A 19880-nucleotide genomic window follows, 5' to 3' on the forward strand; every position below is an offset into this window, starting at 1 on the left:
CCGGTTCTCGAAACCCGCTGGCGCATCGCTGCTCCGGAGCGCGCAGACCGGGATAAAACGGATCTTCCTCCCCTCGCCGACACCGCGGGAAGCTCGGGTGCGGCGGATGGGGGACACGGCCGCGGCGACCGGTTTTCCACACAACCGGCGTTCTCCACAGAACGCGACTCGGGAAGGGAGGGCCGGCCGCCGCGCTGCCAGCCTGGGCCTTCGTCGTCCAGTGGAGGTGCCCATGACCGCCAAGATCCTGCTGCCGGTGGCCGCCTCGGTGAGCGTCGCCTATGTGGTCGCCGCTCCCGATGAGCCCGTTCCCGCCGCTGCGGTCACCGAGCTGGTGGAGGCCCTTCCTCCTGGCGTCGAGCTGCGGGTCGAGGAGATCGACGGCGCTCATCCGTCACTCGCCCACGCGATCCGGGTGCTCTCCTGCCCGGACTGCTCGCCCGACGTCGATCCGCTCGTCGCTGTGCTGCTGGAGATGGCGAAGGGGCATCTCCAGATCACCTGCACGGCTCCGCCGGGGTGGCCGCCCGACCACCTGCACTGGTGTGCCCTGGCGACCGACCGCCTCGCGGACCTCACCCGAGGGATCCGCCTCGATCCGCGCCCCCCGCGGTTGCTGCCCGATCAATGGCGTTCTGAGCCGTTCCTCTCCCGCGAGGATTTCGCGGTGGCCACGTGGGTCTCCGTCAGCTTCACCCCCGGCGACGACGACCGGTTCGGCATGCGCACGACGGGGCTGTCCCTGCTCGGCCTGCCCGAGCTCCGGACCACACGGCTCTCGGAGAGGCATCTTCACGGCTGGTTCCATCTCTTCCACGGCCTGGCCCACGTGCTCGCCTCGACGCTCTTCGCTCGGCCGCCCGGTCGCCGAGACATCGAGATCCCGGTGGAAGAGGTGGTGACGACCACCGACGCCAGGGCGGCGCATCGTCTGCCACCGCCCGCGCGCCGGAGGCGGGTCGTGGTCCGGCTGCGGTACGACCCGCGCACCCGTGATCTCTCCGTTCTGGCTCCCGCCGAGTTCGCCGGCCGGGAGGTTGAGTGGCGCGACCAGGTTGCGGCCGCGATGTGCGGCTGATGCGGTGATGGAAAAGATCACGGGCCTGCCAGGTGCTGTGGCCCGCTCGTCCTTGGGGTCCCGGGCCTACCAGCCCAGACAGGGGCCCGGTCGCCGCACTGGCGACGGCCCCCGACAACCGGTCAGGAGGCGCGGGGTCGGCGAGCGCTCGGCGCGAGCAGCCGTTCCAGTTCGATACGTAGGGTGGCGATGTCGATGCCCGAGGAGCTGATCACCCGCGCACCGAGCCCCTCTGCCTCCCGTAGCAGGCCGAGGAGGATGTGGCCGTCGCGGATCTCCTTGCTTTTCAGGGCGATCGCCTCGCGCAGGGACAGTTCGAGGGCCTTTTTCGCGCCCCGGTCGAAGGGGATGTGGCGGCCGCTGAGCAGCAGGCCGCGATGGTTTCGGCTGGGTGCCCGGTCGAGGGCGCCGGGCCCGAAGGTCGCCTCGACTCTTTCCCGTACGGCCGCCAGGTCGATGCCGATCGTCTCCAGAGCGTCGGCGTCCAGGTCTCCGCCACGTTGGTCCGGTCCGGGAAGGGCGCGCAGTGTCGCCGTCTCGGCCCGGTCCAGGGTGAGGCCGTGCTCGTTCAGGATCTGTGCCGACAGTGTGTCCGGATTCCCGAGGAGGCCGAGCAGCAGGTGCTCGGTGCCGATGTGCCGGTGCTGCAACCGCCGGGCGTGCTCCTGCGCCTGGGTCACCGTCTGCCGCGCGTCGTTGGTGAACCGTTCGAACATCGCTACTTCTCCCGTCTCAGTAGTCCACGTCCGCCCGCGTACTTCTTGTGGACGGCCTGCCTGGTGACGCCCAGCAATGTGGCGATCTCCTGCCAGGACCAGCCCTGGGTCCGTGCGTTCTCCACCTGAAGTGCTTCAAGTCGCTCGACCAGCACCCGCAGGGCCCGGACGGCCCGCAGTCCGATGCCGGGGTCGCGGCTGCCGGCATCGCTGGCCAGCTGCGCCGTATCGTTCATGATGTCAACCTAGGTTTACATCGTTCGCGTGTCAACCCAGGTTTACATCCGGCCTCGCGACACGCGGGCACGAAAATCGATTGCCGAGCCTGGGACCGGCCTGTGAGCCTTGAGGACGTCATGCTCTCCTTGCCTGTCGCCGACCCCGGCATTCCCGACGCCCGAAGTCCCCTCCGCTACCTGTGGTGGGTCGCCCGTGCCCAGCGCGCCCCGCTCCTGATCGGCATCAGCCTCGCCATCCTCTGGTGGCTGGGGCAGGCCCTCGTGCCCGCCGCGCTGGGCAGTGCCATCGACGCGCTGCTCTCCGCGGACACGGGCGGTCTGGTGCGCTGGTCCCTCGTCCTGCTCGGGCTGGGCGTCGTCCAGGCCGTCGCCGGCGCGATGCGGCACCGGTTCGCCGTGTTCACCTGGCTGGCCGCCGCCTACCGCACGGTCCAGGTCACCTCACGGCAGGCCACCCGGCTGGGCGCGACCCTGCCGAAACGGCTCTCGACCGGTGAGGTGGTGAGCGTCGGCAACTCCGACATCGCTCACATCGGCAACGCGATGGACATCCTGCTGCGCGGCACGGGAGCGGTCGTCGCCGTCGTCACGGTGACGGTCCTGCTGATCACGAGGTCGCTGCCGCTCGGTCTCATGGTGCTGATCGGCGTGCCGGTGATGGCGGCCGCGGTGGGCCCGCTGCTCAGGCCGTTGCACCGCCGCCAGCACCAGCAGCGCGACCTGCAGGGCGAGCTGGCCACACGGGCGGCCGACATCGTGGCGGGTCTGAGGGTGCTTCGTGGCATCGGCGGCGAGCGCGTGTTCGCCGACCGCTACCGCGAGGAGTCGCAGCGGGTGCGGCGAGCCGGGGTCGGGGTCGCGTCGGTCGAGTCGGTGCTCGAAGGCGCCCAGATCCTGCTGCCCGGACTGCTCATCGCCTGCGTGACCTGGCTCGGCGCGCGGTTCGCCCTTGCCGGCGAGATCAGCGCGGGTGGGCTCGTCGCCTTCTACGGCTACGCGGTGTTCCTCATCGCGCCGCTCCGGACGCTCACCGAGGCCGCTGACAAGATCACCAAGGGGCACGTCGCGGCCCGCAGGGTCTGCCGGATCCTGTCACTGGACCCCGAGCTCTCCGGCGGCGACGCGGCCGTGCCTTCGGGCGGCGACCTGCACGACGAGGAGTCCGGTCTCACGGTGCGGCGAGGGCTGCTGACCGCCGTGGCGGCGGCGGTGCCCGAAGACGCGATCACGATCGCCGACCGGCTCGGGAGGTACGCGCCCGGAGAAGTGACGCTGGGCGGCAGGCCGCTGGCCGATCTGCCGATCGCGGAGGTCAGGCGGCACGTCCTCATCGCGGACAACGCGGCCAAGCTCTTCACCGGCCGCCTGCGCGACGAGCTGGACGTCACCGGCACGGCTTCGGACGAGTCCGTGCACGAAGCCCTGGCCGCGGCGTGCGCGCAGGACATCGTGGAAGCGTTGCCCGACGGTCTGGACGCTCACGTGGCCGAGTCCGGCCGCGAGTTCTCCGGCGGCCAGCAGCAGCGGCTGCGCCTGGTCAGGGCGCTGGTCACCGATCCCGAGATCCTGGTCCTGATCGAGCCGACCAGCGCGGTGGACGCCCATACGGAGGCGCGGATCGCCGAGCGGCTGGGCCGGGCGCGCGCGGGTCGCACCACCCTCGTCTGCACGACCAGCCCCCTCGTCCTCGACCACGCCGACCTCGTCCTCTTCGTGGAGGACGGCAAGGTGCGGGCCGAGGGCACCCACCGGGAGTTGCTCGCCGGGGAACCCGCATACCGGTCCACGGTCACCCGAGGGGAGGAGTAGTCGATGGCACGCGAGATCCTGCCGGTCGCCGACCAGGCGCAGGTGCGCGCCTACGCGCGGCGACTCACACTGAAGTACCCCCGCGAGCTCACGCTCGCTCTGGGCCTGCACGCCCTCGCCGCCGTGGCGGGGCTGGCCGCGCCCCGGCTGCTGGGCGGGCTGGTCGAGGCCGTCAAGGACGGCACCGACACCGTCAACGTCGACACGGTCGCCCTGGCCATCGCCGGATTCGTGGTCGCGCAGGCGATCCTGGTCAGGTTCGCCGTCTACGCCTCGTCCCGGCTGGGCGAGAAGGTGCTCGCCGAGCTGCGTGAGGACTTCGTCGACAAGATCCTCGCGCTGCCGCTGTCCACCGTCGAGCGGGCCGGGTCCGGTGACCTGCTCACCCGCACGTCCCGTGACGTGGACGCGCTCTCCCGCAGTGTGCGGCACGCCGTCCCCGAGACGCTGATCGCGATCGTCACCGGGGCGTTCATGGTGGGCGCGGTCCTCGTGGTCGGGCCCATCCTCGCGGTGCCCTCGCTGCTCGCCGTGCCGCTGCTGTGGATCGCCACGCGGTGGTACCTCAACCGCGCCAGAGATGGCTACCTGCGGGAGAACGCCGCGTACGCCGATATGACGGAGGGGCTGGCCGAGACCGTGGACGGCGCGCGGACCGTGGAGGCCCTGGGCCTGCGGGACCGCCGCCACCGCAGGACGGACGGCGACATCGCCCGCTCGTGGAAGGCCGAGCGGTACACCCTTGGCCTGCGCATGGTGTGGTTCCCCGCCGTGGAGTTCGGCTATGTGATCCCGGTCGTGGCCACCCTGCTCATCGGTGGTCTGTTCTCCATGGAGGGCTGGGTGTCGGTGGCTCAGGTGACCACGGCGACGCTCTATGTGCAGCAGCTCATCGACCCGCTGGACCGGCTGCTGTCCTGGGTGGACGAGCTCCAGGTCGGTGGGGCCTCGCTGGCGCGCCTGCTCGGCGTGGCCAACGTCAAGGAGGACCGCGTGGCCGGGGCCGAACGGCCCGACGGTGAGGAACTCCGGGCGTCCGACGTCCGGTACTCCTACCGAGAGGGACGCGACGTGCTGCACGGCATCGATCTGAACGTGCGCCAGGGCGAGCGGCTCGCCATGGTCGGCCCGTCAGGCGCGGGCAAGTCCACCCTGGGCCGGCTGCTCGCGGGCATCCACGGCCCGCGCACCGGCACTGTCACCGTGGGCGGGACGCAGCTGGTCGAGCTGCCGCTCGACGAACTGCGCGGCCACGTCGCGCTGGTCACCCAGGAGCATCATGTCTTCCGGGGAACGCTGCGTGACAACGTGCTGATCGCGCGTCCCGACGCCTCCGACGGCGAGGTGCGGCGCGCGCTGGCCGCGGTGGACGCGTGGGAGTGGGTCGAGCAGCTCGATCAGGGACTGGACACGATCGTCGGCTCCGGCCGCACCGCGATCTCACCGGCGCAGGCGCAGCAGCTCGCGCTCGCCCGTCTCGTGCTGGCCGACCCGCACACGCTTGTGCTCGACGAGGCGACCTCGTTGATCGACCCGCGCGCCGCGCGCAACCTGGAGCGCTCGCTGGCGGCCGTCCTCGAGGGGCGGACCGTGATCGCCATCGCGCACCGGCTCTACACCGCGCACGACGCCGACCGCGTCGCCGTCGTCGAGGACGGCCGGATCAGCGAGCTGGGCTCGCACGACGAGCTGGTCGCGGCGGGCGGTGCCTACGCCGCGCTGTGGCAGAGCTGGCATGGCGGAGGCGTCGCCGGGCCGGTCAGGGAGCCTTCCTGAGCCGGTCAGCGCCCCGCCTTCCATCGGTTTCCGCGGCGACCTCGCCGTCGTCCTCGGACTGTTGGAGCTTGGTCAGAGTGAGGACCTGTCCGGCGACCGACCGTGCGGTGCGGGAAACCCGCCCCGCGGCGTTCACGTACGCGCCGCCGTTCCGGCCGGGGGTGTGAACGACGACGTCGATGCCGCCGAAGGTGGACTCGGCGGTGTCGAACAGTGCGGCCACGGCCCGCTCGTCGGCCACGTCGGCCACGTCGGCACTGAGTGTCCGCGCGGCCGGGCCGCGCCGTACGGCATGGCCGCGGGCCGGGGCACGCCCCGAGGACGCGGCCATGCCGTCAGGTCGACGCCGCCTGGTCAGCCCAGGGCCTTCTTGAGGAAGTCGACCTGGAGGAGCAGCAGGTTCTCCGCGACGACCTCCTGCGGCGTCATGTGGGTCACGCCGGACAACGGCAGGACGGTGTGCGGGCGTCCGGCGGCGAGCAGCGCCGACGACAGCCGCAGCGTGTGCGCCGCCACCACGTTGTCGTCCGCGAGGCCGTGCACGAGCAGCAGCGGCCGCTCCAGCTTCTCCGCGTCGGCGAGCAGCGAGGACGCCTCGTAGTGTCCCTCGTCCGGGTGGCCGAGATACCGCTCGGTGTAGCAGGTGTCATACAGCCGCCAGTCCGTCACCGGGGCCCCGGCGATCGCCGCGTGGAACACGTCCGGGCGCCGGAGGACCGCCAGCGCGGCGAGGTAACCACCGAACGACCAGCCGCGGATGCCCACCCGCGACAGGTCGAGGTCGTACTCGGCCGCCGCGCCGTGCAGCGCCTCCACCTGGTCGTCGAGCGTGACGGTGAAGTCGTGCAGCACCTCGCGCTCGAAGGCCGGGCCGCGACCGGGAGTGCCCCTGCCGTCCGCCACGATCACCGCGAAGCCCTGCTCGGCCCACCACTGGGACTCCAGGAACATCCGGCCGGAGGCGAGCACGCGCTGGGCGCCCGGGCCGCCGTACGGGTCCATGAGGACCGGCAACTTCCCGCTGCCCGGCTCGTACCAGGAGGGGAGCAGCACGGCCGTGGCCAGATTGCGCTTGCCGGTGGGGACGAGCGAGACGCGCAGGTCGATGCCGGGCCGCTCGGCGTGGGAGTCGATGTGGCCGCACGGCCGGCCGTCCCGGAAGATCCGGGTGACCGAGGTCTGGCTCTCCAGCGTGGCACCGATGATCACCGTCGTGCCTCCGGCGGACGTGCCGCTGTAGACACCCGGCTCCTCGGGGCTCACCCGCGCGAGCACGCCCGCCGAGCAGGTCCACACCTGGACTTCGGTGGGGTCGGCGCTCGCCTGGAACAGGATCGTGTCCCCGTCGACGGCCAGCACCGAGCGCACCTGCAGGGTCGGGGGCGTGACCGGACGGTCGCCGACGATCAGGCGCCGCCCGCCCTCGGAGTCGGCCACCCAGACCAGGGTGCCGTCGGACAGGTGGTCGGGGACGCCGGGGACGATGTCCACCCAGGCGGGGTCGACGTCCTCGCGGACCGGCGCGAGGCCGTCCGTGACCGTGAGCAGGCGCAGGGCCTTCTGGTCGCGCGGCATGGTGACGATCGCCAGGCCGTGATCGTCCCAGAGCGCGGTGACGAGGTACTCGTCGTCGAACGGGACCGGGGTGCGCGAGCCGTCCAGCCCGAGAACGAAAAGCTCGGTCCGGGCGTTGGGCGTGCCCGCCGCCGGATAGGCCACGGTCACCGGCTCGGACGCCGGGTTGGCCGGGTCGGCGATGTGCCAGCGCGTGACCGGGGCCTCGTCGACCCGCTCGACCAGCAGGGCGTCACCGTCGGGGGACCACCAGTAGCCGCGCATCCGGTCCATCTCCTCGGAGGCGATGAACTCGGCCAGGCCGTAGGTGACACCTTCCTCGGCGGCGAGGACGACGTCCTCGTCCGCGCCCAGGTCGCGCACGTGCAGCGCGCCCCCGGTGACGTACGCGACACGGGTGCCCGAGGGGTTCAGCCTGGGGTCGATCACCGGCCCCGGGGTCTCCAGGTGGCGTACGGCTCCCGCCGCCAGATCGACCAGGTAGAGAGCTCCGGACAGGGCGAAGACGGCCTGCTCGGCCGCGGAGTCGGTGGCGTAGGCCACCACGCCGCCCGCCGCCTCGCGGGACCGCTCACGGCGGGCGCGCTCCTCGGGCGGGAGGTTCTCCTCTCCGGCGCCGAGCGAGAGGGGGTCCACGACGAGCCGCTCGGCGCCGGTCGCGACGTCGAACTCCCACAGGCACGTCACCGGGTCGGTGCCGGACCTCGACCGGAGGAAGATCACCCGACCGCCGTCGGGAGAGATCGTGAAGCCGCGCGGGACGCCCAGGGTGAAGCGCCGGGTCCGGGCAAACAACCGGGGAAAGCTCTCAGTCATAGCTCCCCATCCTGCCAGCTAGGCTCGGAGCATGACTGACCGGCGATTGCTGCTCGTGCACGCCCATCCCGACGACGAGTCGATCGGCTCGGGGGCGACCATGGCCAAGTACGCCACGGAGGGCGCCCATGTCACGCTGGTGACCTGCACCCTCGGCGAAGAGGGTGAGGTCATCCCGCCGGAGCTGGCGCACCTGGCCGCCGACAGGGACGACACGCTCGGGCAGCACCGCATCGGCGAGCTGGAGTCGGCCTGCCGGGCGCTCGGGGTCAGCGACCACAGGTTCCTCGGCGGCCCCGGCCGCTGGCGCGACTCCGGCATGATGGGCGCCCCCACCAACGACCGGCCGGACTGCTTCTGGCGGGCCGATCTCGACGAGGCGGCCGCGGAGCTGGTCGCGGTGATCCGCGAGGTCCGGCCGCAGGTGCTCGTCACCTACGACGAGAACGGCTTCTACGGCCATCCCGACCACATCCAGGCGCACCGCGTGGCCCGGCGGGCGTTCGAGCTGGCGGCCGACCCCGCGCACCCCGGCGGGGAGCCGTGGCAGATCGCCAAGTTCTACTACACGGCCATGCCGAAGTCGGTGATGAAGCGCGCCGCCGAGGCGATGCGCGAGGCCGACATCGAGTTCTGGGGCGAGGACGTCGACGCCCTGCCGTTCGGTTGCGCGGACGAGGAGGTGACCACGGAGATCGACGCCCGCGCCCACATCACGGCGAAACTGGACGCGATGCGCGCGCACGCCACGCAGATCGCGGTCGACGCCCCGTGGTTCGCGCTCTCCAACAACGTCGGCCAGGCCGCGCTTGGGATCGAGCACTTCATTCTCCACGCCGGCGTTCCCGGCCGCCCCGGTGTCGGCGCGCCGTACGAGGTGGGAGGCATCGGCGAGCCGTACAACCGTGAGGATGATCTCTTTGCAGGCATCGACTAGTCCCCCGCCGGAGCAGGGGGAGTCCCCCGCCGTCATCGGCGCGGCCTACGGCATGCTCTTCGTGCTCGGGGTCGTGCTCGGCGTGGTCGGCGGTTTCGAGCACTCCTGGTACGCCGGGGACGTGCCCGTCGCGGCGATCGTGTGGTTGCCGATCCTGTTCGCCGTGCCGTACGCCATGGGGCGGCTGATCGGGGGCAAGATGGGCGCGCTGCTGCCCGCCGCCGGCTGGATGTTCGTCTCGTTCTTCCTGGCCAGCAAGCAGGCCGCGGGAGACCTGGTCATCGCCGCCGATCCGGCCGGATACTGGTATCTCTACGGAGGGACGGCGGCCCTCGTGGTCGCCATCATGGTCACGCGATCCCAAGGTTCGTGGCTCCTGAGGCGCTGAATGAGACCGTATGAGATGGCACCGGTTCCGGCAGGTCGTCAACGTCGTCAACCTCTCCACCCCCGTCGGCCTGCTGATCGCGCTGATCGGCGGGGCCACTCCGCGTAAGGGCGAGCACGGGCTCATCCTGGCGCACGGCTACCGCATCCCGTTTCCGGTGGCCGGCGCGTTCACGGTCGGCAATGTGGTCCTCACCAAGAACCAGGACGGCTACCTCGTGGGCGAACTGCTCGCCCACGAGTCCCGGCACGCCACGCAGTACGTCCTCTGCGCGGGGTTGCCGATGCTTCCGCTCTATGTGATCGCGGCCGCCGTCTCGCTGGTCGTCTGCGGTGATCCCGCCTCGTGCAACGTCTTCGAGCGGCTGGCCGGACTCGAGGACGGAGGCTACGCCCGGCGCCACCCCTGGTGGCGCCGGCCGGCTCGATGAACGCCGGCGTGATCCCGCCCGCGCCATCGCTCAGGCCAGCGCCCGCTCCAGCGCTCAGGCCAGCGCCCGCTCCAGCGCTCAGGCCAGCGCCCGCTCCAGCGCGTCGAAGGAGCGGTTGAGCAGGGCGATGTGGTCGTCGAGGACGTCCTCCGGACGATCGCCGGCGAGCGTCCGCCGGAAGCTGATCGCGTAGGTCGCGCGGAAGGCGGCGACGACGAGCGCCGCGGCCACCCGTGACCAGGGCCCCTTCGGGTCGGCCTCGTCCAACAGCGTCGTGAGCAGGGCCTCGACCTCGTCGAGGAACTCTCTGACCCGGGCCCGCAGGGCGGGAGAGTCCACCACGACCCGCAGGAAGTGCTCGTATCCCTCGCCGATCCCGCCCAAGGGATGGCGTTCGCGCGGCAGACGCAGGGCGGCTTCGCGTAGCGCGGCCAGCGGCTCCACGCCCGCCGGACGCTCCCGGACCGTTCGGACGATCAGGTCGGCGGCCTCCGGCAGCCGGTCGAGGAAGAGGTCCTCCTTCCGCGGGAAGTAGTTGAAGACCGTCTTCGTGGAGACCCCGGCCGCTTCGGCGATCTCGGCGACGGTGACCGCGTCGAAACCCCGCTGCATGAAGAGCCAGGACGCCATGTCGGAGATGTGCTGCCGCGACTCCTGCTTCTTCCGCTCCCGCAACCCGCTCATGCGAGAAACTATAGTTGAAGGAAAATTTTAGTGAGAGTATGTTTTTAGTCACGGTAGCAACCCATCGAGGAGGGGCACATGCTGTACGACGCGGACGTCGTGGTGGCCGGGGGCGGCCCGGTGGGGCTGATGCTGGCATGCGAGCTGCGGCTCGCCGGGGCGTCGGTCACCGTGCTCGACCGGCTGACCGCGATCGACCCCACCATCAAGGCCGGATCGCTCACGGTCTCCACTGCGGCGGCGCTCCACCGGCGGGGTCTGCTGCCGCAGCTTGAGGAGGCACAGCGGAACAACCTGCGGGGGTTCGCGCCGAGTGCGAAGGCGGGGCCGAAGTTCATCGGCCACTTCGGCGGGATCATGCTCACCTCGGAGCATCCCGACAGGTCGCGTGACGCCGGGGAGCACGGCCCGGCGGCCGGCATCACCTTGGTCGCCCAGCAGCAGGTGGAGGCGATCCTCGCAGAACGGGCCGCGGAACTCGGGGTGGACGTACGCCGCGGTGTCGAGGTGACCGGCATCGCCCCCGACGACGACGGCGTCACGGTGACCACCGACCGGGGGCCGGTCCACGGCCGGTGGCTGGTCGGCTGCGACGGAGGGAGAAGCACCGTCAGGAAGCTCGCCGGGTTCGACTTCCCGGGCACGGAGCCGGAGATCACGGCCTACCAGGCCCTGGCCGAGATGGAAGGCACCGAGGCGCTGGCGATGGGCTGGCACGCCACCCCGACCGGCGTCTACGCGTACGGCCCGCAGCCGCGCCGCATTCTGGTCGCGGAGTTCGGCGGCACGCCCGCCGACCGCGACGCACCCGTGACCGCCGCCGAGCTGGAAGCGTCGATCAGGCGCGTCACCGGAGTGGACGTCGTGGTCACCGCGGTCGACACCGTGACCCGGTTCACCGACAACACGCGCCAGGCGAGCACGTACCGGCTCGGGCGGGTGCTGCTGGCCGGGGACGCCGCCCACGTCCACCCGCCCTTCGGCGGGCAGGGGCTCAACCTGGGCGTGGGGGACGCGGCCAACCTGGGGTGGAAGCTCGCCGCGGTGATCCGGGGGGATGCCCCGGACGGGCTGCTGGACACCTACACCACCGAGCGGCACCCCGTCGGCGCCTGGGTGCTCGACTGGACGCGCGCCCAGATCGCCATCATGCGGCCCGACCCGCACGCCAGGGCGCTCCGGCAGGTGGTGGCCGATCTGGCCCGGACGACCCACGGCACGACCTTCCTCGCCGGCAGGCTCTCCGGAGTCTGGCAGCGCCACGACATTCCGGGCGACCATCCGCTGGTGGGCACGAACGCGCCCGACCTCGAACTGGCCGACGGCTCCCGGCTCGCCGACCACATGCACGACGGCCGGGCCCTGCTGCTCGACCCGTCGGGCGAGCTGCGCGCCGTCGCCCACGGGTACGACGACCGCCTGAAGGTGACCGAAGGGCCGCTCGGCCTGCTCGTCCGGCCCGACGGGATCGTCGCCTGGGCGAGCGAGGACGGTGCCGAGCCGTACGCGCTGGAGAAGGCCCTGTCCACCTGGCTCGGCGCCCCCCGCTCACCGGCCGCCGCCTGACGAAGCGCCCGCCGGGAACGGACCCTCCAAGGGACACGACCACGACACCGATCGAGGTGGACGGCGGTTGTCAGACCTTCCCGATGTCGGAGGACAGGTCCAGGCCCAGGATGTGGTCGAGGTGCAGGAAGGTCTCGAACCGCGAGCCCGGCGCCACCGAGTCGTCGATCTCCAGCTCGCGTACCAGCCGCACGGCGAGCGGCGTGTCGAGGTCGTCGTCGAACGCCTCCCGGATGCGGGCGGCCCGCTCCCTGGCGATCGGCCCGCTGGGCGACTCCGCCCACCGGGCGACGCGTCCCCGCCACCGCCTGACCGTCCGGTCGGCCGATCGCAGCAGGTCCCAGGTCAGGTCCACCGGACCGCGGTAGTGATGCTCCAGGAGCGCAAGCCGTACGGCCAGCGGGTCGAGGCCGGCGGCCTCCACGTCGGAGACCAGCGTGTCCGCGGGCTCGCCTCCCTCGAACAGCAGCGGCCCGCCCACCACCCGGTGCCGGCCGTCAGGACCGCCGGGGCCGAGCACGAGATCGACGGGCTCCCCGGCGTACGGCAGAGGCGTGGACAGGTGGATGTTCAGCGCGAGCGGGCCCGGCTCCCCGGCGTCGCCGTGGGTGAGCACCCGCAGGCCGTGTCGCTCGATCACCCGGCGTACGAGGTCGGGCAGCAGGTAGGACAGCGGGCCCGGCGGTGTGGAGACGTACATCCGCAGCGCCCGCGCCCCGGCGGGGGCGACCCGTTCGACGCTGTCCCGCAGGGTGTCATGGAGCCGCAACATGCTCCGAGCCTAGCCAGGCGGGCGTGATCGACCAATCCGCTGTGATCGTGCTACGTATTTGCGGTGAAATTTCGCAATACCGTGGCCATCGCCGCCCTGACGGCAGCGGCGACTGCCGCGATCCCCGCCGCGGCCCACGCTTCGAGCGCGGCTGATCCCGCCGACGCTGTCGCGAAGCAGTTCGGGACAGGCCGTGGGGTGAAGCTCTCCGAGACCTCCACGATCACATTCGGCAGCGAGATCATCTCGTACCGGGTCAAGGGGGCTTTCGGGTTCGGGAAGTCCGGGATCGCCGCGGCGGACGTCACCCGGGTCCCGACCGTGGACGGCAAGACCGGGGACAGATTCCACTTTCGCGTCGTCGGTGGCGTGACCTACGCGTACGGCGGGGTCTGGGGCGACGAGTGGACCAAGGTGAACCAGAAGTACAAGCCGCAGGAGTTCTCCGAGCAGAACATCGACGTCTTCGAGCGGGCGACCCTCAGGAAGCTCCTCACGACGGCCACCAAGCATGCGCCCGGAGGGAAGGTGGGCGGCGTGCGGACCACCGCCTACTCCGGCACCGCCGATTTCGGCGCGATGCATGCTGTCTCACCCGCCTTTCGCGCCGAGTTCGGCAAGCTCACCGCGAAAGAGAGGAAGACCAGGATCACCTGGCGGCTGTGGGTGGACGGCAAGGGCCTGCCGCGCCGCCTGACCACGTCATGGAAGCGCGGCCCCAGTGACGACTTCCCGATGGACACCGGCTCCGCCGTCACCACGAACTACGACGCCTGGGGCTCGAAGGTGACGGTCGCCTCACCGCTGGAGTGATTCAGGAGTCGAGGAAGTTCAGGATGTCCCGGTCGCCGCGGTCTCGCAGCCTGGCCATGATCTCCTCGCGCGCCGCGCCCTCGGGGAGACCGATGCGGGCGCCGATGAGCCGCAGGCCCTCCGCCTCGGAGGCGACCGGCGCGGTGTAGCCGATGAGATGCAGGGCCCGGTTGAGCGCGGCCAGCCCCGGCGTGGCGGCGGGCAGGAAGCGGGTCAGCAGCTCCCCGCCGTCGGAGACGGTGAGGAAGACGTGATCGCCCTCCGAGGCGTTGTAGCCCGCGAGCACCGGCCGGATGGACCCCATCGTCGGCTGGTTGTGCCAGCTGATCACCACCTCACCGGACGGCGTCGAGGCGGTCAGCTGCCCGCCCGGGGCCATGCCCAGGTGCGCGGCGAAGCCGGTCGGCAGCGGCGACCCGGAGCCGCGCAGGTGCTCGGGGTTGACGTCCACCCGGTGCCACCAGCGGCCGTCCCTGCTGCGGAAGCAGCGACGGGTCATCGACACGTCCCGGCGCGGTTGGTACGGCTCGGCCTGCTCCTGCCCGGCCACCCGGATCCAGCCGCGCTGCGTGCGCTCGAACCCGGGGCCCCCGGCGTACGCCCGGACGGAGCTCTCGCTCACCTCGTACCGGGAGGTGAGGCTGCCGACGATCGTGCTGACCGACGCCTCGCCGCCCGCCCGCTCGATCTCGCGGGTGATCATCTCGCGGATGCCGAGGTACTCCTCCCCGCCCCAGCGCCGCAGGCCGTACTTGTTGCGGTCGAGGCGCAGGAACCGGTCGTCGGCGGTGAGCTGGTTGCGGATCCCGACCAGGCTGTAGTCCTCGCCGATCCGCGACTGGATCTCCTCGGGCGAGAGCGCGGTGCCGGCCACGGCGAGCACGGCCTCGGCCTTGTCGTTGACGCTGCGCGGCCACGGGACCACGTGTCCTTCCAGCACCCGCAGGTGCGGGACGGCGGCGAGCCAGCGCTCCGCCACGTCCTCGCGGATGCCGAGCTGGGCGACCAGGGACACCGCCTCGCCCAGGGGACGCGGGCCGTCGGCGAAGAGCTGCCGGGTCTTCTCCCGTAGCTCGTCGGCCCCTCCGGCGACCAGCCAGCCGTCCACCTGGTCGTAGCCGGTGAGCAGGGTGCGCAGGAAGCGCCATGTGGGGATCCCCAGCGTGGCGAGCTCGGCGCGGTGCCACGGGACCGCCGCGGCGAGGTCGTCGGCGGGTACGGCGGAGCCCAACCGGCCACGGAGCCAGGTGAGGTGCGCGGTCAGCGGGCCCGCCTCGGGTGAGGTGAGCCACGACTCCACGTGGTCACGCAGGTCGCGCTCGATCTGCCGGATGCGCTCGCGGGTCACCGAGAACCGCTGGGCCAGCTCGTCCAGCGTCACCCGCTGCTCGGCGTAGAGCCGGTCCCTCGCGATGGCGCGCTGCCGGTCGTCGAGCCGGGCGAAGACCTCGTCGATGATCTCGGGGATCGGGCGCTCGGGCAGCGCCGGCGCGACGGGGGCGCCGGACGGCTCCTCGGCCGGCTCGGTCTCCAGGAGCCTGCCGATGACGTCCGCGAACAGCTGCTGGACGGCCTCGCGCGGGCCGGGCGTCTGCAGGCTCTCCTGCGGATTGGTGAACCTCAGCAACGGCAGGATGTCGCCGAGCGCCAGGTGTCCCCAGCAGGCCGTGGTGAGATCCACCAGCCGGGAGACGACCCGCTCGATCCCCACCGCCGCACAGGCCCGATCGAGGGGAATCGCCTGCCACCACGCGTCTGGAAGACCGGGGTCGCTCGCGATCGGCTCGACCTGACTGGGTGCGGTCCAGCGCAGGGGAGGCACGATGTCGCTCAGGCTAAGGTTCATGCAGGTCCAACCGGCAAGGGGAATATATCCGCAGTTCAGACTAGGGGATCAGGCAGGTAGGAAGGGACTCGCTCGTCCGGTGTGGGAGACGTAGAGCATCTCGCTGGCCCGTGTGCACGCCACGTAGAGGAGCCCCCGTTCGCGTTGCAGGTCGTGCGCCCGTGCCGTCGGATCCTCGGCGGCCGGGGTCAGTGCTTCGGGTGCCGGCACGATTCCGTCAGCCACGCCTATCACGGCCACCCGCCGGAATTCCAGTCCCTTCATCCCGTGCAGCATGGTCACCTTGACGCTGATCCCGGCCTCCTGCAGCGCCGTACGCGCGGCTCTGACGAGGTCGGTGGTGCGGGCAGCCACGGCGATCTGGTCCTCGGGGACGCCGTCGGCGAGCCACGAGGAAAGGTGGGACACCAGCCCGGCCAGCTCCGCCTCCTGGGAGACGTATCCGAGGACCGTGGGGCGCGGCCCGTGCTGCAGCGCCCGGTAGCCGTGCAGTTCGGCGATGCCCTCCACGAGGCCGTCCGCCGGCCCGCCGCCGCGCAGCCGGATGCCGAAGGACAGGATCTCGTGCGGCAGCCGGTAGGAGATCTTGAGGTGGAATCTCCGCGTGGGGATGCCGAGCCCGGCCAGTGCGACACGGGTGTCGAACATGCGCTGGTGGGGGTCGCCCACGATGAACATGTCGTTCGGCGCGAGCGGCACCGCCGCCCGCAGCAGGCGCCACTGCGCCGGGTGCAGGTCCTGCGCCTCGTCCACCACGATGTGCCGGTACGGCTCCCTGCCCGGTGCCTCGTCGCCCAGCATGTCGCCGGTGGACCGGCCGAGCAGTTCGGCGGCCTCGGACGCGAGCTGAAGGAGGGTCCGGCGGCCGGACTCCCGCAGCCGCTCGGTGACGTACTGGACGGCACGCCAGACGGTGGCGCGGATCTCCGGTGACAACTCGACCGTACGGCCGGAGCGCGGGGCGGCGAGGTACTCGTCCAGGGTGCGCAGGTTCTGGGAGAGGATCACCTGCTCCCATTCGCGCAGCAGGAACGCGGCGGCGAACCTGCTGCCCGCCGCCTCCTGCCACAGCGCGGCCAGGTCGCCGGTGCCGACCAGGGTCGGCGGGCGGCCCTCGGCCTCGGACACGATGCGGTGCGCGAGCCGGTCGACGTTGCGCACCTCGATGCGCTCGCGCACGGTCTCGTCGTCGACGATCAGGTCCAACCGGGCGGCCAGCTCCGAGGCCAGCGCCTGGGAGAAGGTGACCAGCAGGACGGGTCCGGCCGCCGCGCGGGCCAGGTACGCGGCCCGGTGCAGGGCGATGACCGTCTTGCCGGTGCCCGCGCCGCCGGTCACGAGCGTAGGCAGGTCGTACTGCGGCCAGTTGGCGTACGTGTGCTGCGGCGGATAGAGGAATGTGGCCCAGTGCGGGGCGTTGAGGATCCGGTCGAGTTCCTGCTGGCTGGTGGCGAAGGCCGCCCTGCCGGGGCTGCGCCGCAGCGCGGCGAGCAGGTCGTCGGGGTCGATCTCGCCCGGCTCCATGCAGCGGCAGCCGTCCAGCTCCGACCAGGCCGCCGCCAGCGACCCGCCCTTGGCCAGCGCCATGAGCGGGGCCAGCTGGCTCTCCGGCAGGAACGGCTCGATCCCGGTGAGGTGCACCTCGGAGGTCATCAGCCGCAGCAGCGGGAGAAGCGTCTCGTCGATGCCGATCTCAAGCAGGTCGTTGTCGCAGAACGTGCCGAACAGGCGGCGGTCGGTGCCCCGCGACGCCCGGCGCAGGGCCGCCTCGGACTGGTCGATCGCCTCGGCGTCCCACACCTCGACGACCCCGATGGCCGTGTTGACGCCGACGCGGTGCCGCTGGGCGTAGGACCACGCCTCGTCGTCGGGCAGCACGGTCAGCAGCCAGTAGGTGTCCTCCTGCCGTACGACGACACCCCGGTGGCCGGCGGACAGGCGCAGGGTGGCCACGCGGGGGTCCCGGCCGTTGCGCACCCGCTCGGGGTGCGGCGCGGCGAGGGAGTTGTGCAGGAACCGCCGCAGGGCGACGGTGGCGTCCCGGCGGGCCGGGGTGTCGAGGGCGCCGAGCTTCTTGACGAAGTCCGGTGAGATCGCGAGCCTGGGCATCTCCGGCTAACCCAACAGGGACAGGAGGTCGCGGTCCCCTCGCTCCCGGAGGCGGGTGAGGAGCTCGGTCTGGCCGACGGGACCGGCGAGGCCGATCCTGGTGGCGATGACACGGCCCGCCTGCTCGCGGGTGCCTCCCGGCGCGGTGTAGCCCACCAGCCGGAGTGCCCGTGAGGTCTGGTCGCCGCCGCTCGCCGCCGGCAGGTGCCGTACCCGCAGCATCCCCTCGTCGGAGAGTGTGAGGAAGATGTGGCTTCCTTCCTTGGCCGCCATCTCCGTGAGGATCGGTTGGAGTGATCCGAGAGCCGGATGGGCCTGCCACGAGAACGTGACGTCCCCTGTGGCGCTTCGCACGGTACGGCTGCCGCCCGGGGAGAGCCCGAGATAGGCGGCGAACCCGCTGGGCAGGGAGATCTCCGCTCCTTCCAGATGCTGCGCGCTCACGTCGACCCGCAGCCACCAGCGCCCGTCGGGCTGGCGGAAACAGCGCCGGGTGAGCGCGACGTCCTTCAACTGGCCTTGCTGTTTCGCCGGTGAGTCCGGCGGGGATCCGGGCGGTGTGCCCGGAGAGAAACCTGGAGAGAACCCCGGCGAGAAGTGTGGTGCGAGGCCCGGGGCGGGATCCGGAACCGGCCCGGGGACGAGCGCCGGGACGCTCGGCGGAAGGCTCGGGGTCGGGCCTGCGGCCGATGCGGGCGGAAGGCCCGGGGTGGGGGCCGGGCGGGAGCCGTTGCCGCTCTGGATGCGGAGCTGGGGCACGTTCTCCAGCCACTCCTTCGCGACCTCGGGATGGATCCCGAGCGAGGCGACCAGTTCGAGCGCGCGGGCGATCGTGGGCGGACGCTCGGCGCCCAGGATGAGGGCGCGCGTCCTCTCGTGCAGATCGTTCAGGTCACCGGCCACCACCCAGTCTCCGGAGACCCGGTGGTCCGGCAGCGTGGCCAGCACGAACTGCCAGGCGGGCACGTCTAGGGAGGGCAGGTCGTGCCCGTGCCACGCCGCGGCCTCGATGAGGCGGGACTTCGGCGCCGCGACGCCCAGCGTCTCCGCGACCCGCCGAACGTGCTCGCCGTACGGCACGGCGTCCGGCCCGGCCAGCCACGCGGCGAGCTGCTCGCGCAGCGACGCCTCCACGGCGCCGATGGCCTCGACGGGGACGGCCAGCAGCTTCGCCAGCTCCTCGACGGGGGAGGGTGTCTCGCAGAAGACCCGGTTCTGGGCGACCATCCAGGTCCTGTCGTCGAGACCGGCGAACGCCGCGTCGATCAGGGCGGGGTAGTCGGGCTCCTCGGCGGGCGGGCTTGCGGAGGAGGCCTCCGCGACGGCGGGGTTTTCCCGCAGCGCCGGGCTTTCCAAGAGGACGGGCTTTTCCGGGAGGGCCGGGTTTTCCGGGAAGGCGGGTGCGACAGCGCCTCCGGGACGGATGCCCTCCGGCTCCGGCAGAGCGTGTGTGCTCTCGGGCAGATCGCCCGGCCCGTCGACCGGGGGGAGCGGGCCCTCGGCCGGAGGGAGTTCGGCCGGAGGGGCCGTGTTCTCGGCCGGAGGCGTCTCAACGAGAGGGGTCTCGGCCGGAGAGGCTTCGTTCTCGGCCGGAGTGGCGTCGACGGCAGGAGTCTCGACCGGGGAGGCCGTGTTCTCCGCCGGAGCGGTCAGAGGCGGCTCGCCCGGAGGGATCGTGTTCTCGCCCGGAGGGATCGTGTTCTCACCCGGGGGGACCGGGCTCTCGGGCAGGGCCCGCGCCACAGGACTTTCCGGGACGGCCACCGACGCGGCGAGGACCTCGGGCACGGCACGCGCGGCGGCGGCGACCGTCCGGCCCGGTGGCGCGAGCCGTACGAACACGGCCGTGAACAACGCGGTCAGGACCGGGCGGGCCCTGATGAACGCCTGGTCGGACAGCTGGCGGGCGGACAGCGAGAGCAGGCCCGGCCAGGACCCGGCACGATCCAGGGCGATAGCGACCTGGGGGTCGTCCGCCTCGTCCGGGTCGAGCACGTGGAGTGCGGGGAGCACATCACCGACGGCCGCGGCCGGCCACTGCTCCAGGGCCAGCTCCGTGACCAGCTCGCCGAGCGCCTCGGGACCGAGGACGGCGAGTACGCGGGAGACGGGCAGGCTACGCCACCACGCCTCCGGCAGCGCGCCCGCAGAGGCGTCCTGCGCGGCGTCCGGAGGGACGTCCGGCGAACGGGGCGGCGCGGTCAGCGTTCCGATGCGGGCAGCGTCACTCCAGCGCAGCGGTGGCACAAGGTCACTCAGGCAGAAGTTCATCGCTTTCCCATCAGTCTGTACAGCCAGACCATAGTCTGACAAATCCCCTGCCACA

17 protein-coding genes are annotated in these 19880 nt (G+C 71.9%); 8 read left to right on the plus strand and 9 right to left on the minus strand.

Features of this window, described 5'->3' with window-relative positions; translation table 11 throughout:
• The first annotated feature begins 232 nt into the window (after positions 1–232).
• Positions 233–1078 carry a hypothetical protein gene (locus AB0I59_RS10620; RefSeq protein ID WP_358131937.1) on the plus strand — a complete coding sequence of 282 codons (846 nt, stop codon included), beginning with the start codon at positions 233–235 and terminating at the stop codon, positions 1076–1078.
• A gap of 122 nt (positions 1079–1200) precedes the next feature.
• Here AB0I59_RS10620 and AB0I59_RS10625 read toward each other — a convergent pair whose 3' ends face one another.
• A complete protein-coding gene (locus tag AB0I59_RS10625) occupies positions 1201–1794 on the minus strand; it encodes a Clp protease N-terminal domain-containing protein (RefSeq protein ID WP_061259372.1) in 594 nt (197 codons plus the stop codon).
• Positions 1795–1796: 2 nt separating this feature from the next.
• Complete coding sequence (locus tag AB0I59_RS10630) at positions 1797–2030, minus strand: hypothetical protein (protein WP_061259371.1); 234 nt, start codon at positions 2028–2030, stop codon at positions 1797–1799.
• Positions 2031–2150: 120 nt separating this feature from the next.
• Here AB0I59_RS10630 and AB0I59_RS10635 point away from each other — a divergent pair, with 120 nt between their 5' ends.
• On the plus strand, positions 2151–3842 hold the full coding sequence (locus AB0I59_RS10635; RefSeq protein WP_061259370.1) for an ABC transporter ATP-binding protein: 1692 nt from the start codon (positions 2151–2153) through the stop codon (positions 3840–3842).
• A gap of 3 nt (positions 3843–3845) precedes the next feature.
• A complete protein-coding gene (locus AB0I59_RS10640) occupies positions 3846–5618 on the plus strand; it encodes an ABC transporter ATP-binding protein (protein ID WP_358131940.1) in 1773 nt (590 codons plus the stop codon).
• On the opposite strand, the gene AB0I59_RS10645 is transcribed toward AB0I59_RS10640, so the two are convergent.
• Both AB0I59_RS10645 and AB0I59_RS10650 read right to left on the minus strand, forming a co-directional pair.
• Positions 5602–5949 (minus strand): hypothetical protein, encoded by a 348-nt coding sequence (locus tag AB0I59_RS10645; RefSeq protein ID WP_358131942.1) that lies wholly within the window; start codon positions 5947–5949, stop codon positions 5602–5604. The genes AB0I59_RS10640 and AB0I59_RS10645 overlap by 17 nt on opposite strands.
• A gap of 23 nt (positions 5950–5972) precedes the next feature.
• On the minus strand, positions 5973–8009 hold the full coding sequence (locus AB0I59_RS10650) for a S9 family peptidase (RefSeq protein WP_061259367.1): 2037 nt from the start codon (positions 8007–8009) through the stop codon (positions 5973–5975).
• 31 nt (positions 8010–8040) lie between these two features.
• On the opposite strand from AB0I59_RS10650, the gene mshB reads away from it, so the two are divergent.
• The 3 genes from mshB to AB0I59_RS10665 are packed head-to-tail and all read left to right on the plus strand — an operon-like array spanning position 8041 to position 9764.
• Positions 8041–8946, plus strand: coding sequence for an N-acetyl-1-D-myo-inositol-2-amino-2-deoxy-alpha-D-glucopyranoside deacetylase (mshB, locus tag AB0I59_RS10655; RefSeq protein WP_061259366.1), 906 nt, complete (start codon positions 8041–8043; stop codon positions 8944–8946).
• The gene (locus AB0I59_RS10660) at positions 8930–9334 is read left to right on the plus strand and encodes a DUF6113 family protein (RefSeq protein WP_358131945.1); all 405 of its coding nucleotides are present in this window, start codon (positions 8930–8932) and stop codon (positions 9332–9334) included. The genes mshB and AB0I59_RS10660 overlap by 17 nt, the downstream gene beginning before the upstream one ends.
• A 10-nt stretch (positions 9335–9344) precedes the next feature.
• Complete coding sequence (locus AB0I59_RS10665; RefSeq protein ID WP_061259364.1) at positions 9345–9764, plus strand: hypothetical protein; 420 nt, start codon at positions 9345–9347, stop codon at positions 9762–9764.
• 78 nt (positions 9765–9842) lie between these two features.
• Here AB0I59_RS10665 and AB0I59_RS10670 read toward each other — a convergent pair whose 3' ends face one another.
• Positions 9843–10448 carry a TetR/AcrR family transcriptional regulator gene (locus tag AB0I59_RS10670; RefSeq protein ID WP_358131947.1) on the minus strand — a complete coding sequence of 202 codons (606 nt, stop codon included), beginning with the start codon at positions 10446–10448 and terminating at the stop codon, positions 9843–9845.
• Between the two features lie 78 nt (positions 10449–10526).
• Here AB0I59_RS10670 and AB0I59_RS10675 point away from each other — a divergent pair, with 78 nt between their 5' ends.
• Complete coding sequence (locus tag AB0I59_RS10675; protein WP_358131949.1) at positions 10527–12014, plus strand: FAD-dependent monooxygenase; 1488 nt, start codon at positions 10527–10529, stop codon at positions 12012–12014.
• A 70-nt stretch (positions 12015–12084) separates the two neighbouring features.
• On the opposite strand, the gene AB0I59_RS10680 is transcribed toward AB0I59_RS10675, so the two are convergent.
• A complete protein-coding gene (locus AB0I59_RS10680; RefSeq protein WP_358131951.1) occupies positions 12085–12786 on the minus strand; it encodes a cysteine--tRNA ligase in 702 nt (233 codons plus the stop codon).
• Positions 12787–12849: 63 nt separating this feature from the next.
• Here AB0I59_RS10680 and AB0I59_RS10685 point away from each other — a divergent pair, with 63 nt between their 5' ends.
• Positions 12850–13599, plus strand: coding sequence for a hypothetical protein (locus AB0I59_RS10685; RefSeq protein ID WP_358131953.1), 750 nt, complete (start codon positions 12850–12852; stop codon positions 13597–13599).
• Between the two features lies 1 nt (position 13600).
• On the opposite strand, the gene AB0I59_RS10690 is transcribed toward AB0I59_RS10685, so the two are convergent.
• The 3 genes from AB0I59_RS10690 to AB0I59_RS10700 are packed head-to-tail and all read right to left on the minus strand — an operon-like array spanning position 13601 to position 19825.
• Positions 13601–15445, minus strand: coding sequence for a sigma factor-like helix-turn-helix DNA-binding protein (locus tag AB0I59_RS10690; protein WP_358131955.1), 1845 nt, complete (start codon positions 15443–15445; stop codon positions 13601–13603).
• A 48-nt stretch (positions 15446–15493) separates the two neighbouring features.
• Positions 15494–17554, minus strand: coding sequence for a UvrD-helicase domain-containing protein (locus tag AB0I59_RS10695; RefSeq protein WP_061259358.1), 2061 nt, complete (start codon positions 17552–17554; stop codon positions 15494–15496).
• Positions 17555–17560: 6 nt separating this feature from the next.
• Positions 17561–19825, minus strand: coding sequence for a hypothetical protein (locus AB0I59_RS10700; RefSeq protein ID WP_358131957.1), 2265 nt, complete (start codon positions 19823–19825; stop codon positions 17561–17563).
• Between the last annotated feature and the right edge of the window lie 55 nt (positions 19826–19880).

It is taken from the genome of Microtetraspora glauca (assembly GCF_040656155.1).
GTDB lineage: Bacteria > Actinomycetota > Actinomycetes > Streptosporangiales > Streptosporangiaceae > Microtetraspora > Microtetraspora glauca.